This is a genomic window from Yinghuangia sp. ASG 101 (assembly GCF_021165735.1).
Lineage (GTDB): Bacteria > Actinomycetota > Actinomycetes > Streptomycetales > Streptomycetaceae > Yinghuangia.
Genome location: NZ_CP088911.1, coordinates 390987 through 406530 on the forward strand (window position 1 = coordinate 390987; position 15544 = coordinate 406530).

Annotated in this window: 15 protein-coding genes; 9 read left to right on the forward strand and 6 right to left on the reverse strand. The window is 73.4% G+C overall.

Features of this window, described 5'->3' with window-relative positions; genetic code table 11:
- Positions 1 to 36: 36 nt before the first annotated feature.
- The 5 genes from LO772_RS01680 to LO772_RS01700 all read left to right on the forward strand — a co-directional run bounded on the left by LO772_RS01680 (position 37) and on the right by LO772_RS01700 (position 5325).
- A complete protein-coding gene (locus LO772_RS01680; protein ID WP_231776501.1) occupies positions 37 to 822 on the forward strand; it encodes an SDR family oxidoreductase in 786 nt (261 codons plus the stop codon).
- A 57-nt stretch (positions 823 to 879) separates the two neighbouring features.
- Complete coding sequence (locus LO772_RS01685; RefSeq protein WP_231776502.1) at positions 880 to 1653, forward strand: SDR family oxidoreductase; 774 nt, start codon at positions 880 to 882, stop codon at positions 1651 to 1653.
- Positions 1654 to 1933: 280 nt separating this feature from the next.
- A complete protein-coding gene (locus LO772_RS01690; protein ID WP_231776503.1) occupies positions 1934 to 2764 on the forward strand; it encodes an NAD(P)-dependent oxidoreductase in 831 nt (276 codons plus the stop codon).
- Between the two features lie 189 nt (positions 2765 to 2953).
- Positions 2954 to 4435: an aldehyde dehydrogenase family protein gene (locus LO772_RS01695; protein ID WP_231776504.1), complete on the forward strand. Its 1482-nt coding sequence runs from the start codon at positions 2954 to 2956 to the stop codon at positions 4433 to 4435.
- A gap of 122 nt (positions 4436 to 4557) precedes the next feature.
- Positions 4558 to 5325, forward strand: a complete 768-nt coding sequence (locus LO772_RS01700) for a carboxymuconolactone decarboxylase family protein (protein ID WP_231776505.1) — start codon at positions 4558 to 4560, stop codon at positions 5323 to 5325.
- Positions 5326 to 5351: 26 nt separating this feature from the next.
- On the opposite strand, the gene LO772_RS01705 is transcribed toward LO772_RS01700, so the two are convergent.
- Positions 5352 to 5975: a TetR/AcrR family transcriptional regulator gene (locus LO772_RS01705; RefSeq protein WP_231776506.1), complete on the reverse strand. Its 624-nt coding sequence runs from the start codon at positions 5973 to 5975 to the stop codon at positions 5352 to 5354.
- A 339-nt stretch (positions 5976 to 6314) separates the two neighbouring features.
- On the opposite strand from LO772_RS01705, the gene LO772_RS01710 reads away from it, so the two are divergent.
- The 3 genes from LO772_RS01710 to LO772_RS01720 all read left to right on the forward strand — a co-directional run bounded on the left by LO772_RS01710 (position 6315) and on the right by LO772_RS01720 (position 8683).
- Positions 6315 to 7202 carry a DMT family transporter gene (locus LO772_RS01710; RefSeq protein WP_231776507.1) on the forward strand — a complete coding sequence of 296 codons (888 nt, stop codon included), beginning with the start codon at positions 6315 to 6317 and terminating at the stop codon, positions 7200 to 7202.
- Between the two features lie 125 nt (positions 7203 to 7327).
- Entirely contained in the window at positions 7328 to 8098 is a 771-nt protein-coding gene (locus LO772_RS01715; protein WP_231776508.1) for an SDR family NAD(P)-dependent oxidoreductase, read from the forward strand.
- Between the two features lie 96 nt (positions 8099 to 8194).
- The gene (locus LO772_RS01720) at positions 8195 to 8683 is read left to right on the forward strand and encodes a nuclear transport factor 2 family protein (RefSeq protein ID WP_231776509.1); all 489 of its coding nucleotides are present in this window, start codon (positions 8195 to 8197) and stop codon (positions 8681 to 8683) included.
- A gap of 160 nt (positions 8684 to 8843) precedes the next feature.
- Here LO772_RS01720 and LO772_RS01725 read toward each other — a convergent pair whose 3' ends face one another.
- Together LO772_RS01725 and LO772_RS01730 are read right to left on the reverse strand one after the other, a co-directional pair.
- The gene (locus LO772_RS01725) at positions 8844 to 10499 is read right to left on the reverse strand and encodes a FadR/GntR family transcriptional regulator (protein ID WP_231776510.1); all 1656 of its coding nucleotides are present in this window, start codon (positions 10497 to 10499) and stop codon (positions 8844 to 8846) included.
- A 184-nt stretch (positions 10500 to 10683) separates the two neighbouring features.
- A complete protein-coding gene (locus LO772_RS01730) occupies positions 10684 to 11478 on the reverse strand; it encodes an enoyl-CoA hydratase/isomerase family protein (RefSeq protein ID WP_231776511.1) in 795 nt (264 codons plus the stop codon).
- A gap of 176 nt (positions 11479 to 11654) precedes the next feature.
- Here LO772_RS01730 and LO772_RS01735 point away from each other — a divergent pair, with 176 nt between their 5' ends.
- Positions 11655 to 12575: a TIGR03619 family F420-dependent LLM class oxidoreductase gene (locus LO772_RS01735; RefSeq protein ID WP_231776512.1), complete on the forward strand. Its 921-nt coding sequence runs from the start codon at positions 11655 to 11657 to the stop codon at positions 12573 to 12575.
- A 215-nt stretch (positions 12576 to 12790) separates the two neighbouring features.
- On the opposite strand, the gene LO772_RS01740 is transcribed toward LO772_RS01735, so the two are convergent.
- From LO772_RS01740 to LO772_RS01750, 3 genes are all read right to left on the reverse strand, one after another.
- Positions 12791 to 13606: an SDR family NAD(P)-dependent oxidoreductase gene (locus tag LO772_RS01740; RefSeq protein WP_231776513.1), complete on the reverse strand. Its 816-nt coding sequence runs from the start codon at positions 13604 to 13606 to the stop codon at positions 12791 to 12793.
- Between the two features lie 127 nt (positions 13607 to 13733).
- A complete protein-coding gene (locus LO772_RS01745; RefSeq protein WP_231776514.1) occupies positions 13734 to 14534 on the reverse strand; it encodes an enoyl-CoA hydratase/isomerase family protein in 801 nt (266 codons plus the stop codon).
- Between the two features lie 98 nt (positions 14535 to 14632).
- Positions 14633 to 14854, reverse strand: coding sequence for a hypothetical protein (locus LO772_RS01750; RefSeq protein WP_231776515.1), 222 nt, complete (start codon positions 14852 to 14854; stop codon positions 14633 to 14635).
- Between the last annotated feature and the right edge of the window lie 690 nt (positions 14855 to 15544).

Below are 15544 nucleotides of genomic sequence, written 5' to 3' on the forward strand. Positions count from 1 at the left end.
AGCCTGTTCACCGTTCGGCAAGAGAAGGGCCGTTTGATGGGAATCGATCTGGGCGCCGCGGTGGCGGTGGTCACCGGCGGCGGAAGCGGCATCGGCCGCGCCGCCGCGCACTCCTTCGCCCGGCGCGGCGCGCGCGTCGTCGTCACCGACGTCGACGCCGAGCGTGCGAGCACGGTCGCCGGCGAGCTGGGCGACCGGGCGGTGTCCGCGGTCTGCGACGTCACCGACACCGCCGCCCTGGAGGCCGTTCGCGACCTCGCTCTGGAGCGGTTCGGCCGGGTCGACCTCGTCATGAACAACGTCGGGATCCTCGCCGTGGGCCAGGTCGAGGACATCCCGCTGGAGACGTGGCAGCGCGTGGTCGACGTCAACCTCATGGGCATCGTGCGCAGCAACCTGGTGTTCCTGCCGGTGCTGCTTGAGCAGGGGTCGGGCCACATCGTCAACACCGCGTCCACGGCGGGGCTGCTGCCGTACGGCTTCGACCGGCTCCCCTACACCGCCACCAAGCACGCGGTGGTCGGGCTGTCGGAGTCGTTGGCGCTGTATTTGCGCCCGCGCGGCATCGGCGTCTCGTGCCTGTGCCCGGCGGGCGTGGCGACCAACATCGTCGAGCAGATCACCTTCCACGGCCGCCCGACGTCGCCGCGCGGCCCGAGCTTCCCGATCCTGGACGCCGAAACCGTGGGCGAGTTGGTCGCCGACGGCGTCGCGGCCGACCGGTTCCTCATCCTGACCGCCCCCGAGGCCGCGGACGAGTTGCGCGAACACGGCGCCGACCTCGACGCGTACCTCGCCCGACTCACCCAGGACCTGACGTGACGTCCGCGTCGCGCTGAGCACATCCCCAGACCCCACCAGCCGTTGCGAAGGACACAGATGAACACAATCGACCGGATGCGACTGGACGGCAAGGTCGCGATCGTCACCGGCGGCGCGGGCGGCATCGGGCAGGTGTACGCCCGGGCCCTGGCCGACGCGGGCGCCTCGGTCGCGCTCGCCGACCTCGACGCGGCCCGCGCGGAGGAGGCCGCCGCGGCCCTCGCCAAGGACGGGTACGCGGCGATCGGCGTGCAGGCCGACATCACCGACCGTGCCGCGACCGACGCGATGGCCGCGAAGGTCGCCGAGGCCTTCGGCGGCGTCGACATCCTCGTGAACAACGCGGCGCTGATGGCCGAGATCCCGCAGGTCGACATCCTCGACCTGCCGGCCGAATGGCTCGACCGCGTCATGCGCGTGAACGTCTTCGGCGCGATCAACTGCATCGCGTCGGTCAAGCCGTCGATGGTCGGGCGCGGCGGCGGCCGGATCATCAACCAGGTCTCCGCGGGGGCGTTCCACGCCGGCGGGATCTACGGCGCGAGCAAGATCGCGCTGGTCAACCTGACCGCCGGCTTCGCACGCTCGCTCGGACCTCTCGGCATCAACGTCAACGCCATCGCCCCCGGCCTCGTGGAGAACGACGCCGCGTGGCGCAGCCTCGCCGCCGACCACCCCGCCCGCGCGGCCCTGTCCGCGGCCATCCCCGGCAAGAAGTCCGCCCCGGCGGAGGACCTGCTCGGCGCCCTGCTGCTGCTGGCCTCACCGGCCGGCGAGTGGATCAACGGCCAGACCATCAGCGTCGACGGCGGCTGGGTCATGCGGCTGTAGCGCGGTGTCGGGGAGGCCGTCCGAGGTGGGCGGGGAGGACGAAGCGGGCGAGCCGCGGACATCCGGGGGCGGGGACGTCGCGGACGGCCCCCGCCGGCGCCGACGAAGCCGGTGAGCCGCCGAAGCCCGGCGGGCGGGCACCCCGCACGGCCGCGGTGCCGCGTCACGAACCGCGTCCCGCCGCCCGCCACACCCGCCCACCACCACGAACACCCCCGCGGATTCCCCGCGTTCGCCCGTCCCGACACCGCCCCCAGCACCCATCCGGAAGGACACCCCCATGGAACGCATCGGCTTCATCGGCCTCGGCAGCCAGGGCGCGCCGATGGCTCGGCGGATTGTCGACGAGGGCCATCCGCTCACCGTCTGGGCGCGGCGGGCGGCGTCGACCGAGCCGTTCGCGGACACCGGCGCCGTGGTCGCCGCCACGCCGGCCGAGTTGGCGTCACGCAGCGACATCGTGTGCCTGTGCGTGGTCGCGGACGCCGACGTCGAGGACGTCCTGACGCGTGCGGACGGGGTCTTCGCGGGCCTGGCGAGCGGCGGTGTCGTCGTCGTGCACGCGACCATCCACCCCGACACGTGCCGCAGGATCGCCGCCGAGGCCGCGCCGCGCGGCATCGCGGTCGTCGACGCGCCGGTGAGCGGCGGCGGGCAGGCCGCGGCGGCCCGGCGGCTGCTGGTGATGGCGGGCGGCGACAAGGCCGATGTCGAGCGCTGCCGCCCGGTGTTCGAGGCGTTCGCCGACCCGGTGATCCACCTGGGCCCCCTCGGCAGCGGGCAGGCGGCGAAGGCCCTCAACAACTTCGTGTTCACCGTGCAGGTCGGTCTCGCGCTCGACACGTTCGCGCTCGCCGACGGCCTCGGCATGGACCGAGCAGCCGTCGCCCAGGTCCTGGCGAACGGCACCGGCGGTACGCGTGCCGCCGGAATCCTCGCGGCGTCCGGCTTCAACCTGGGCGGCCTGCGGCAGGCGCGGTCGCTGCTCCGCAAGGACGTCGACATCCTGCTCGACCTCGTCCGCGCGGACGGCCCCGCGGCCGACCCGGCGGTACTCGCGGAGTTGGCCGAACGCACGCTGGCGACGCTCGCGGAGGAGCCGCCGGCGTGACGGCACGGGGGTCCGCCCCCGCCGCCGGCCCCGCGCGGCCAACCGCACCCGGGTTGAGACCCGCCCGGCTCGCAACGACCGTGCGCCCCGCCCTGAACATCTCGGCCGGCAGCGGTGGTTCGCCCTCCGCGCCGAGCCCGCTCCGCCGTACGCGACCCCTGACCTCCCGACGACACAAGGCGGTACCCCATGACCACCCCTTCCCCCGTCACCGGCGACCTCGGTGTCGCCCGGCCGCTCGTCGACGGCGCCTGGCTCGACCGGGCGTCGCTCGGCAGCAGTGAGCACGTCAACCCGTCCACCGCGCGGGGCAACGGCACCGTCGTACTCGCCGGGCCGCGGGAGATCGACGCCGCCGTCGCCGCCGCGAAGGCGGCCGAGCCCGAGTGGCGGGCGCTGTCGCCGGACAAGCGGCGCCGGATCCTCCAGCGTGTCGAAGAGCTGATGAACGAGCACATGGGCGAGCTGGCGCGGCTCAACTCGCTCGAAGTCGGCGCGCCGATCGGGGTGTCCACCGCGCTGGTGCACCTGTGCGCGCAGTGGTTCGGGTACTACGCCGGCTGGGCCGACAAGATCGAGGGCGCGACGATCCCGCCGAGCCCCGCCATGGTCGCGGGCCTGGACTACACCGTCCCCGAGCCGTACGGCGTCGTCGGCATCATCCTGACCTGGAACGGACCGATCGTCTCCGTCGGCATGAAGATCGCCCCCGCGCTGGCCGCCGGCAACTGCGTCGTCGTCAAGGCGCCCGACCTCGCGCCGTTCACCGTCGCCCGGTTCGCCGAGATCGCGCTGGAGGCGGGCCTGCCGCCGGGTGTCCTGCACGTCCTGCCCGGCGGCCCCGAGGCCGGCGACCGGCTGGTGCGCCACCCCGACGTCGCGATGGTCTCGTTCACCGGCGGCATTCCCACGGCGCGGAAGATCCTGCGGGCGGCGAGTGAAACCCTCAAGCCGGTGCTGACCGAGCTGGGCGGCAAGACCGCGAGCATCGTGTTCCCCGACGCCGACCTGGACGCCACCGCGGTCGAGGTGGCCCGGTCGTTCTGCAACCTGGCGGGGCAGGGCTGCAACCTCACGACCCGCATGCTGATCCACCGCGACGTCTACGACCGGGTCGTCGAGGCGACCGCCGCCGCGGCTGCGGCCCTGCGTCCCGGCGACCCCTTCGCCGCGGGGACGGGCCTCGGGCCGGTCGTCAACGAGGCGTCCCGCGAGCGGATCCTCGGCGTGATCGAGCGCGCGGGCAAGGACGCCCGCCTGGTCGCGGGCGGCCACGCCGCGGACCCGGCGTCGCTGACGGAGGAGGTCCGCGACGGGTTCTTCGTCGAGCCGACCGTCTTCGCCGACGTCGACCCGGCGAGCGACCTCGCCCAGCACGAGGTGTTCGGGCCGGTCCTGTCGCTCATCCCCTTCGCCGACGAGGACGAGGCCGTCGCGATCGCCAACGGCACGGCGTACGGCCTCGGCACCGCCCTGGCGACGCGGGACTCGTCGCGCGTGCAGCGCCTCGTGCCGCGTCTCGAGTCCGGCAGCGTCCACGTCAACGGGCCGTCGGCGCAGCCGCCCGGCGCGCCGTTCGGCGGTTACAAGCACAGCGGTGTGGGGCGCGAGGGCGGCCGGGAGGGGCTGTACGAATTCCTTCAGACGAAGAACGTTTTCATCCGCATCTGATCGCCCACGATCACCCGGGCCGCCCCGCCGTGTCCGTGCCGCTTCCGGCGCACGCGGACCGCGCGGCGGCCCGGTCCCCTCCCCGGCCCCGCCCGGGGCACCCGACGACTTATGGAGGACCCATGGACGAGGGACGCGCCGAGCGCATCGGCGCCGACGTGTTGGCGAGTGAACTCCCCGCAAGCACAACGCCGTTCGGCCAGGCATCACGCGAATTCCTGTACCGGGACGTTTGGTCGCGGCCCGGCCTCTCCCGGCGCGACCGCCGGTGGATCACCCTCACCTGCGTCTCGGCCGCCGACGCCCCCGGCCCCATCGACGAGCACGTGTACGCGGCCCTCGCGAGCGGGGACATGGACCTGACCGCGATGCTGGAGTTCGTGCTGCACTTCGCGGTCTACAACGGCTGGCCCAAGGCGTCCCACGTGGAGGGCACCGTCGCGAGGCAGTGGGCCCGCCTGCACCACGAGCGCGGCGAGGAGCCGCCGCCGTGGCCGACGCTCGACTACGACACCCTCGGCCCCGGCGACTGGGAGGCGCGCCAGGCGCGCGGGACGCGGGAGTTCATCGACGTGAACCTGTGCCCGGCCCCGCCGCCCACGTCGCCGTACCGGCAGGCCGGCATCCTCAACTTCGTCTTCGGCCACGTGTGGCAGCGGCCCGGCCTCACCCGCCGCGACCGCCGCCTCATCACCGTCCCGAGCGTCGCCCTGTGCGACGCCGCCACCCCGCTGGCCTCCCACGTGACGTCCGCCCTCCACTCCGGCGACCTCACGAAGGAGGAAATGGACGAACTTGTCCTGCAGTTCGCGGCGTACTACGGCTTCGCGAAGGGGCAGGCGCTCGCCGACGCCGTCGAAACCGCGTGGGCCTCCCGTCCCGACGCCTGACCCCGACGGCACCGGCTGTTGCGGTGCTACGCACCCTCGCCCGCGTCCCCCTCGTCGGGCTCGCCCGGCTCGTCGGGCTCGACGCGGGCGAGGAAGGCCTCCAGGAACGCCATCGTCTCGGCGTGGGAGGTCGTCATCCCGGTGGACTGCTCCATGATCACCATCCGAGGAAGGCTGGTCAGGAGGAACACCATGACGTCGGCCGAGACCTCCTCGCCCAGCAGCCTCTGCTTCTCCGCGGTGCGCGCCACGGCGGCCAGCGCGCGGGCGCGCGCCTCCTCGCCGGCCTGGGCGAGTTCGGCGCGGATCGGCTTGCGGTGGTTGGCCGCGGCGGTCAGTTCCGCGGTGAGGGCCGCGGCGTCCTTGTTGTTGGCGTACTCCCAGATGGCGTGCAGCGGGCGCTCGCCCCGGAGGCCTTTCTCCAGCTTCTTGAGGGTCCGCGCGGACCGGTCCCGGACCAGCGCCACGAACAGGTCGTCGAAGGTCGGGAAGTAGTACTGCACGAGCCCCGCGGTCACCCCGGCCTTCGCGGCGAGGCTGCGGTACGAGACCGCCGCGTACCCCTGCTCCAACATGAGCCGCACGGCACTGTCGAGGAGGACGGCGCGGGTCTTGGACTTCTCCGTACCGACACGGCGGGTTGTGGCCATCGACTGCCTCTCACGACGGGAGTTGGGGTGGACCGCCGTTCACCCGACGCGACCCGCCGCCCTATGTTAGGGCGCGGTACACGGATCACCCGCGGAGCGGGCGGACGGCGACCGGTCCCGCTCACTCGCCGGTCCCGTCCCCCTTCCGGGGCAACGCCGTTCCGGGCCCGGCCCGCGGGCTCCCCGTGACCCGGCCCGCGCCCTCCCCCGCGCGTGTCCTCCGTTCGGGGCAACACCGTTCCGGGTGCGGCCCGCCGACCCGCCGCCGGCCGCGGGGTGCGGGCGCGGGGGCGGCGTTTCGGCGGGGCCGGGGCGGGGGCCGCGTGGCACGATCGGGCCATGCTCAGCATTTTCTTTGCCGTGCTGACGTCGCTGAGCAATGGCACCGCCTCGGTGTTGCAGCGCCGGGCGGCGGCGACGGTGGACCCGCGCAAGGCCCTGCACGCGTCGTTGATCGGCGCCCTTCTGCGGCGGCGGGTGTGGCTCGCGGGCATCGGGCTGGTCATCGTCGCCGCGGCGTGCCAGGCGATCGCGTTGGCGACCGGGCCGATCTCGATCGTGCAGCCGATTTTCGTGATCGAGTTGCCGGCGACGCTGATCCTGGGGTCGTTCGTGTTCCACCGGCGGCTGCCGAGGTCCGCGTGGCTCGGGGTCGCGGCGGTGACGGGCGGTCTGGCGGTGGCGCTGGCGTCCGCGGCGCCGAGCGGCGGGACGGCGGGTGTTCCGTGGCTGCGCTGGCCGCCGGCGCTGATCGGGACGGGCGGCGCGATCGTGCTGCTGGTCACGACAGGGCTGCGGGCGCGCGGCGAGTTCCGGGCCGCGGCGTTCGGGCTCGCCGCGGCGTTCGGCTACGCGCTGACCGCGGCACTGCTGAAGGACGCGACCGCGCAACGGCACGGCGGTGTGGGGGAATTGTTCGCCGCGTGGCAGTTGTACGCGACGGCGGCGGTCGGCGTCACGTCGCTGTTCCTGCTGCAGAACGCGCTCCAGGCGGGGTCGTTGGCCGCGTCGCAGCCGATGCTCACGCTCGGGGACGCGCTGCTGAGCACCGCGTTCGGCGTCGTGCTGTTCTCCGAGCACGTGCGCCTGGGCTGGTGGCTGGTCCCGGAATTGTTCGGCATCGGCGCGATCGGAGTCGGGTGTGTGCTGCTCGCCCGGCACCTCCCGACGGGGACCCCGAAGCCCGCGTCGACCGCGGCGGCGGAATCCGTACGGCCCGCGTCCTGAGCGTCCGTTCGCTCCCCGCCGGGCCGACCCTACTCCAAGAAATAGTTGAGTAAGTAGCCTATAAGGGTTAGCCTACCGGGGCGCGAAGACATCGGCACGCGGACCGTCGCCTCGGAGGACACGCCATGAAACCGCCCGCGGAGTTGTTCGACCTGACCGGCAGGGTCGCGATCGTCACCGGCGGCAGCCGCGGCATCGGCCGCGCGATCGCCGAAGGCCTCGCGGCGGCCGGGGCCGACGTGGTCGTCGCCAGCCGCAAACTGCCCGCCTGCGAGACGGCCGCGAAGGAAATCGAGGCGTCGACCGGACGGCGGGCACTGCCGGTGGCGTGCCACGTCGGCGACTGGGACGACTGCGACCGCCTCGTGGAGACGACGTACGACGCCTTCGGGCGCTGCGACGTCCTGGTCAACAACGCGGGCGTGGCACCGCTGTACGCCGATCTGCCGTCCGTGACCCGCGAGTTGTACGACAAGACGCACGCCGTCAACGCGGCGGGCCCGTTCCGTCTCGCCGCGCTGGCCGGCACGCGGATGGCCGAGGGCGACGGCGGCTCGATCATCAACGTGACAACGGCCGGGTCGCTGCGCCCGAACCCCGACGATCTGCCGTACGCGATGGCGAAGGCCGCGCTGAACGCGCTGACGCTGGGCCTGGCCGGCACGTGGGCGCCCAAGGTCCGGGCCAACCTGGTGCTGCCGGGCGCGTTCGACACCGACATCACCAAGCCGTGGGGGCCGGACAACAAGGCCCGGGCCGGGGAGATCAACCCGATGAAGCGCATCGGGCTGCCGCAGGACATGGTCGGCGTGTGCGTCTTCCTCGCCGGCGCGGCGTCCGCGTATGTCAACGGCGCCCAAGTGCTGGTCGACGGCGGCCTGTTCCGTTCGCTGTGACGGCCGGGCCGGGCGCCCGCGACGGGCGACGGACGCATCCGCGACGATGGCAGGCGAGCCCGTGAACGCGATCAACCGGCATGGAGGCGCGGTCCCGTGAACGACGACACCCACACCACGACGCTCCTGGCCCTGCGGGACCTCCGGTACGCCTACGCGTCCGCGCTCGACCGGCGTGACGCCGCCGCGCTGCGCGCGGTCTTCCATCCGGACGCGGAGCTGCTGGTGTTCGCGCCGGACGCCGAGGAGCCGCGCACGCACCTGCGCGGCCACGACCAGATCGCGCGCACGATCGACGGTTTGCGCGAGCGCTATGCCAGGACGCTGCACGTCGTCACAAACCCCACCGCGGCGATCCTGCGCCCGGGGGTCGCGACCGGGCGGGCGTACGGCGTGTCGCACCACCTGCCGCGCGACGGCGAACGGTCCGGCAAGTTCGTCGTGTACCTCGTCTACGAGGACGAGTTCCGCTCCGGCCCCGGCGGCGACTGGCGCATCGCGCACCGCGCCATCAGGTTCCTGTGGGCGGAGGAGAGCCCGGTCCTGCCGTGGGACGAGGCCGTCGTGCGCGGCGGCCTCGGCTGACCCCGCTCGCGCGCCCGGGGGCGCGGTGGCGATCGGGCCCGAACGACGCGGTCGTGCGCGGCTGTTCCGGCCCACCCGCTCGCGCCGGGGTCGCGGTGGCCGATCGACCGGGACGACGCGGTCGTATGCGGTCGTTCCGGTGCCTCCCCCGTCCGCGCGCCTACTCGATGAGGTCCACCACGAGGCGCCGGCCCAGGTCGGAGGTGTCGAAGAACGGCGCGCTGGCGTCCAGGCACTCGGCCCAGGTGCGGCCGGCCCGTGCCGCGTCGTGGTCGGCGAGGGCCTCGACCAGCGCCGCGAACTTGGCGTGGGCACCGCGGTTGGTCGTGGACACCCACGGCAGGCTCGTCGCGCCGACGGTGACGGCGGGCCCGATCCCGACCTTGACCCACTGCAGCATCTGCGCGACGACGGCGAGGGCGGGGTTGCGCGTCCCGGCGAAGGCGACCATGACGGCGTTGCGGAAGACCCGCATGAAGCGCGGCGTGTCGTCGACGCTCGCGGCCACCTCGGCTTCGAGGACGCGCAGTTCGTCGAGCCGGCCGGCGTCGATGCGCGACGCGGTCAGCTCCATCACGGCCGGTTCGATCATGCGGACGGCCCGGGAGAAGTCGGTGAGCGTGGTGCCGCGGGCCTCGAAGACGGTGCCCGCGAGTTGCGCGGCGACCTTGGCGGACGGGTGCCGCACGGTCGCGCCGCCGCGGTCCCCGGGCCGCAGGTCGAGCAGCAGTTCCATCTCCAGGATGCGCAGCGCCTCGCGCAGCGTCGGCAGCGAGAGGCCGAACTCCCGGGTCAGGTCGGCCAGCGGCGGCAGCCGCTCGCCGTCGCTGAGGCGGCCGTCGGCGATGCGGGACCTGATCTCGGTCGCGACCGCGGTCGCCACCCGGCGCGGGGTCCCGCTCCCCGCCTGGTCGACCTCGGCCTTCCACATCGGGACGACGTCGATCGGGCGGCGGCTGAGGCTGCGGCTGACCATGAGCCGGCTCGCGCTCTCCAGGTAGTCGCTCCAGGCCTCCTCGGCGAGCGCGCCGTCGCGGCGGCGGGCCGCTTCCAGGAAGCCGTTGTGCGCGATGACGACGCGGCGGGCGAACCGCTCGGCGGACTTGCGGTCGGTGGTGTCGACGGCGGCGTAGACCTGGCCCGCGTAGATGTGGCGGAGCACGCCGGCGATGACGCCGACGGAGGTGTTCCCGGACAGCTCCGTGACGGCCTGGTCGAAGATGGCGACGGCGGTCGCGAACGACAGGGCGTCCTTCGCGGCGGCGCGCTCGGCGTCGTGCAGGGCGATGAGGTGGTCGAGCCGCTTCTCGTCGCAGCCGCGGGCGAATTGCGCGGCGGCGGGCGGTTCGATGACCAGGCGCGCCTCCTCCAGGTCGGCCAGGGTCGCGCGGCGGACCTGGAGGAGCAGGGCGACGTACCGGCCCACCGAGCCGAGCCCGGGCCGGCGGACGACCGCGCCGCCGCCTCGTCCGCGGCGGATCTCGATGAGGGACTGCGACTCGAGGATCCGCAGGGCCTCGCGCAGCGTGTCGCGGGAGACCTCCAGCGTGGCGGTCAGCTCGGCCTCGGCGGGCAGGCGCCGGCCCACCTCCAGTTCGCCGCTGAGGATCTGCCGACGCAGCCCGTCCGCGAGGATGTGCGCGGTCTTGCGCGTCCGGCGGCGGTGCGGGGGCGTCCACCCGTCGTCGAGGACGAGACCGCCGCGCGGCGACGGGGCCGGCTCCTCGCCGGAACGCTCCGCGTGCGGGGCGCGTACCGGCGCGGGCGGGCGGCGCGGCGTGCCGACCTCGCCGGTCTCGGAGCGGCCTCCGTCCATCTTCACCCTCGTTCCCACAGCGGCCCGGATTGCCCGACGGCCCGGTGCTCGGGGCCCGCCTCTCGGGCGTGCGGCCGTCGACCGGACACGGCTCAACCCTATGCGCGGGGGCAAATCGCGTGCGCCGCACCGCAGCGCGGTCGGTGCGGCCGGCGGCGGGCGGGCCGTACGGCGTCCGCGCGTCTCACAGGCGCGGGCCCTTGAGGGGCACGTCGGCCGGGATCCACGCGGGCGGGCGCTTCTCCATGAAGGCCCGCATGCCCTCGCGGAGTTCGGGCGAGTTCCCGAGCGCCCAGAACATGGTCTGGTAGTCGATCTGGCCGTACCGCTCGTTGAGCATGCGCTTGACCTGCGCGCGGGCGCCGGGCGCGGTGCGCAGCACCTGGTGGGCGGCCTCGACGGCCGCCTCGCGCAGTTGGTCGTGCGGCACGACGCGCGACAGGACGCCGATGCGCTGCGCCTCGGCGGCGTCGAGTGTCCGGGCGGACAGCAGCAGGTCGCGGGCCATCGCGATGCCGACGTGCGCGGGGAGGGCGGCGGCGAAGGTGGCGTCGGGGATGCCGCGCAGCAGTTCCGGGACGCGGAAGGTCGCGCGGTCGCTGGCCACCGCGATGTCGGCCATCATCGCGACGAGCATGCCGCCGGCCTGGCAGATCCCGTTGACCGCGGCGATCACGGGGGCGTTGCTGTCGCGGATGGTGAGGAACGGCAGCACCTCGGCGCCCATCGCGTCCGGCTCGGTCTCGCCTTCCTCGCGGCGTCCGCCGAGGTCGCCGCCGGGGGCGAAGACGTCGCCGGAGCCGGTGATGATCAGCGCGGCCAGGTCGGGATCGGTGTTGACCAGGTGCACGGCCTTCTTCAGGCCGTAGTACATCGCCGGGGTGAACGCGTTCCTGGCCTCGGGGCGGTCGATGACGCACCACGCGATCGACCCCTCGCGGGTGAGGCGCAGGTGTCGGGTGCCAAGGTCGTCGGTCACGTCGTCTCCGTCCGTTCCCGCCGGGCCGCGGCGGAAGTTGCTTCTTGTGTCCGGTGCCGGGGGTAGGCTAGCCTTTTATTGATTACCTAGTCAACTATTTTTTGGGCAACCGTCCCGGCGACCGCCCGCTCCCGATGGTCGCGGCAGGCACGACACGACGCAACGAAGGGGACCAAGTGGAGCTGGGATTCGCCATGCCGCACCTGCTTCGGCTGAAGGCCACGTGCCAGCCGTGGGAGGCCGAGGTCACCGGTGCGGACCAGACGCGCCTGGCCAAGTGGGCCGAGAAGCTGGGGTACGCGATGATCAGCGTGCCGGAGCACCACATCATCCCCCGGGCGCACGTCGACCTCTCCGGGCCGCACTACTTCAACGCGTACACCGCGATGTCGTACCTCGCCGGGGCGACCGAGCGAATCCGCGTCAACTCGTGTATCGCGATCCTGCCGCTGCAACACCCCATCGTGACCGCGAAGGCCCTCTCCACGGCGGACTGGCTGTCGGGCGGGCGCGTGACCATCACGTTCGCCGTCGGGTGGCTCAAGGAGGAGTTCGACCTCCTCGGGGTGCCGTTCCACGAGCGCGGGGCGATGAGCGAGGAGTACGTCCAGGCGATCATCGAGCTGTGGACGCGGGAGAACCCGGAGTTCGAGGGCAAGTACGTCTCCTTCCGGGACGTCGCCTTCGAGCCCAAGCCGGTCCAGGACCCGCACCCGCCGGTGTGGTTCGGCGGCGACGCCGACCCGGTGCTGGGGCGCGTCGCGCGCTACGGGTCGGGCTGGTGGCCGTTCCTGACCAAACCCGAGGACATCCCGGCGAAACTCGACTTCATCCGGTCCCGTCCGGACTACGCCGGCAAGCTGACCGACGTCTTCTACGGCTTCGCCACCAGCCGCGTGGGCGAGGGCCACAGCGTACGCACCGACCCCAAGGCCCGGCCGGGCATGTCGAAGCAGGAGATCGTCGACCGCCTCGGCTGGTTCGCGGAGTTGGGCGTGACGATGAGTTCGGTGCCGATCCCGGCGCTGGAGAGCATCGAGGCGTACTTCGACTACACGCAGTGGGTCGCGGAGGAGATCATGCCGGCGGTCGCGTAGCGGGCCCGGCACGCGGGCGCGGTGGGCGGGCACGCGGAGGCCGGGCACGTGATGACCGGGCACGCGGAGGCCGGGCACGTGATGGCCGGGCACGCGGAGGCCGGGCACGTGATGGCCGGGCACGCGGTGGGCGGGGGCATGGTTCGGGGAGGGAAGGCGCCGTCGGATGCTGCCTTCCCTCCCCGTTCTCCCGGGTGCCGGGGCCCGCGCGCCGGTCAGGCGATCTGCGTGCCGCCGTCCACCGACAGCACCTGGCCGGTCACGAACGCCGCGGCGTCCGACGCGAGATACACCGCGGCGGCGCCGATCTCGGACGCGAGGGCGGTTCCGCGGGGCAGCACCGTGCGGCGCCCGATGGAGTGGAACGCGTCGGGGCGGGTCGCCGACAGCCGGGCGAAGATCCCGTCGGGATGCCAGCGGCTGCCCGAACTGACGTCGCGGGCGGGGTCGTCCGGCAGCGTGCCGTACGGGGCTATCGCGTTGACGGTGATGCCGTGCCGTCCGACCTCTTTCGCGAGGACCTTGGTGAACGTGTGCACGGCCCCCTTCATCGCCGAGTACACGGCGAGCAGGGGGTCGCCGACGATCCCGGAGACCGAGCCGATGTTGACGACCCGCCCGCTCCCGCGCGCGATCAGGCCGGGGAGCACCGCGTGGGTGCAGTTGAGCGTGCTGGTCATGTTGAGCGCGATGTCGCGCTCCCAGTCGGCGGGGTCGGAGTCGGCGAAGGCGTCGAGGCCGACGTTGCCGCCGACGTTGTTGACGAGCACGTCGATCGCGCCGAACCTCGCCCGCGCGGCGTCGACCAGGGCCCGCACCTGCGCCCGGTCGGTGACGTCGGCGGCGTGCCACAGGGTGTCCGAGGCACCGCGGTCGCGCAGTTCGTCGCACACCCGGGCGCCCTGGGCCGCGTCCCGGCCGCAGACCACGACGTTCGTGCGCTCCTCGGCGAACGCGAGCGCGATTCCCTTGCCGATGTTGGCGTTTCCCCCGGTGACGAGCACGGTGCGGCCGTCGAGACCTGTACGCAAGGCTTCTCCTTCGCTGGGACGATTCCGCTGGGGCGGTACGCGGGTTGCGCGACGCGGGGCGGAACGCCGGGGCACGGCGGGCCGGTTCGGCGCGCACGCTGCCGCGCGGCCCCGAACCGGCCGGGCCTCAGCGTCCCTTCCAGACCGGTTGGCGCCGCTCGACGAACGCCATGGCGCCCTCCTTGGCGTCCTCGCTGGCGAACACGGAGTCGCTCAGCTCCTCCAGCCGGGCCCGCGCGCGGGGGCCGTCGAGTACGCCCAGCCACGTGAGTTCCTTCACCGCGGCGAGACCCAGCGGCGCGTTCGCCGCGATGCGGCCGGCCAGCTCCAGCGCGGCCGGCACGACCTCGGCCTGCGGGACGACGGAGTTGACCATGCCGATCTCGTACGCGCGAGCAGCGTCCACGGGGTCGCCGGTGAGCAGCATCTCCAGGGCGACGCACGTCGGGATCCGGGTGCCGAGGAACGTGCCGCCCGCGACGGGGAACAGCCCGCGCTTCACCTCGGGGAAGCCGAACCGCGCCGTCTCGGACGCCACGACCACGTCGCACGCGAGCAGGAGTTCGAGGCCGCCGCCGATCGCGGTGCCGTTGGCGGCGCCGATGAGCGGCACGGTCAGCTCGCCGCGCAGCGCCCGGAAGTAGCACGCGGCGGGCTCGTCCACGACGGTGCCGATCTCCTCGCCGTCGGCGAAGCTCTGCAGGTCCATCCCCGAGCAGAACGCGCGGTCGCCGGTGCCGGTGACGACCATCGCCCGGATGCCCGGGTCGGACTCGGCGTCGAGCATCGCCGTGCCGAGGGCGGTGAACAGGCTCTGCGTGAGCGCGTTGCGTGCCGCGGGCCGGTTCAGCCGGACCAGCAGGACGGCGCCGTGCCGCTCCCGGACGAGTTCGCTGTCGGTCGCGTCGGGCATCGCGGTATTCGTCATGGAGGCTCCAATTCCGATCTGGCTATTCAGAATAGCATTCTGAATAGCCGGAACAATCCCCTGTCGAACGAGAATACGAACCCGTCGCGATCTCGCGTTCACTCGTCGTCGGCCATCACCTCGTAATGCAGGCCGGTCGTCTTCAGCACCGCTTCGGCGTCGAGGCGGCGGTCGTCGTCGATGACGGCCTCAAGGGTCCGGGTGCCGGACTCGTCCTCGAATTCGGTCGGCCGGTCGCCGCGGAGCCGCGCCAGCGCTTCCCTCGCCTTCGCGGCGTCGGCGTCGCTGCGTACGGTCACGCGCACAAAAGTCGTGGTCATGGGGCCGCATCGTGGCCCGGCCGGGGGCCCGGGGTTCCGTGCCGCGCCGACGCGCGCGCAGCGTCACCCGTCCAGGCCACCCCCGGCCGGGCCGGGCCTCCTCGGCCGGGCGGCGCGGGGTGCGGCCGCGCGAATCGGACCAACTCCGGGCGGCTTTCGCGCACTTGCCCCGGCGCCGCACCGCCGCCGCGGACGCCGCCCCGGACGGGTCCGTCCCGGCTCGCGAAAATCGGGCGGGACGGCGCGCGAACCAACCGCGACGTCGCCATAGGCACTCTCTAAAAAATGTAGAGCGCCACTTCCCAAACCCAATATCGCGGCTCTACTGTTGCGGACCATCACGCCGGTGCGCGCCGGCGTGGGGGAGGGGTGTTCGGCGAGGGCCGATGCCGTCCGACCGTGTGCGCGCACGGGTTTCGAGCCGACGGTGTTGTCGCGAACGGCCGAACCGCGCGTCACGGGCCGACTGGTGGGGTGACTCGGCGATCAATGCGGCGCCGCCCGACGCCCGCGCGCGTCCGCGACCGGATCCGCACGGGCCCGCGAGGCCACCACCTCACCGAACCGAAGTCCCCGCTCTTCCCTGCACGTTGCCATGGACCACCGCGGACGCGAAAGAGGGTGCGGAACACGGATCCGCGACACCGCGCCCCCGCACCGCCGCCGCAGCCACCCGACACCGCCGCGCCA